Annotated in this window: 2 pseudogenes; one reads left to right on the top strand and one right to left on the bottom strand. The window is 64.5% G+C overall.

The annotated features are described in order from the left end of the window. Positions 1 to 215: pseudogene (locus A8G15_RS31295) on the top strand (phosphatidylserine/phosphatidylglycerophosphate/cardiolipin synthase family protein); the annotation flags it as partial. 61 nt (positions 216 to 276) lie between these two features. On the opposite strand, the pseudogene A8G15_RS32125 reads toward A8G15_RS31295, so the two are convergent. After that, positions 277 to 435 (bottom strand): annotated as a pseudogene (locus A8G15_RS32125) (glutathione-dependent formaldehyde dehydrogenase); the annotation flags it as partial. Positions 436 to 692: the final 257 nt, after the last annotated feature.

Genomic DNA, 692 nt, shown 5'->3' on the forward strand with positions numbered 1-692 from the left:
CCCGCCTGCAACCCGGCGACATCATCCTCCGCATCAGCGACGACAACACCCAGCTGCATCCGCCGGCCGTCGTAGACACCGGCCCGCACCGCATCCCCCACACCCGCTCTGCCGTGACCTACCGCCTGCGCATCCGCACCGACCTCGACCCCCTCCCAGTGGCCACCGCCGCGCGCAGCCTGCGCGCGGCACTGCTGAGGTTGTGGAGGCTGTAACCCCTCGACTCCCCGCACACCCTGCCACCACGCTGACGAACAATCCGATGGCGGATCCTGTGAACATCGTCATCATCGGCAGCGGATCCTTCATGCCGCCGTAGACACCGCTGATCGAAATCGTCCCGCCGCACCGCACGGCATCAATCGCGGTGTACAGCGCATCGAGCCGATCCACCCCGGCCATCTCCATCGCCTTACGCCCCAGCGGGGACGGCAGCGGTAACAACGAGCCCCTCGGCTCCTACATCGAACTCGCTCAACGGCTTTGCTGGCAAAGCACCATTATTGGCTGCGACGTCATCAGCATGATGCGCTTCAGGCAACTTTCCTGTACAAGCCTGAGCAAACGCCGGCCACACCTCCAAGGACAGAAACTCAGATGTCACGCACCCGCAAAACCGTTGGAGACGGCGGCCTCACCCACGCCGATCTCGCCGTAGTAGTCGAGGTACTAACCGGCGAACCCCTCGACGA

This window comes from Rhodococcus phenolicus (assembly GCF_001646785.1).
Taxonomy (GTDB): domain Bacteria; phylum Actinomycetota; class Actinomycetes; order Mycobacteriales; family Mycobacteriaceae; genus Rhodococcus; species Rhodococcus phenolicus.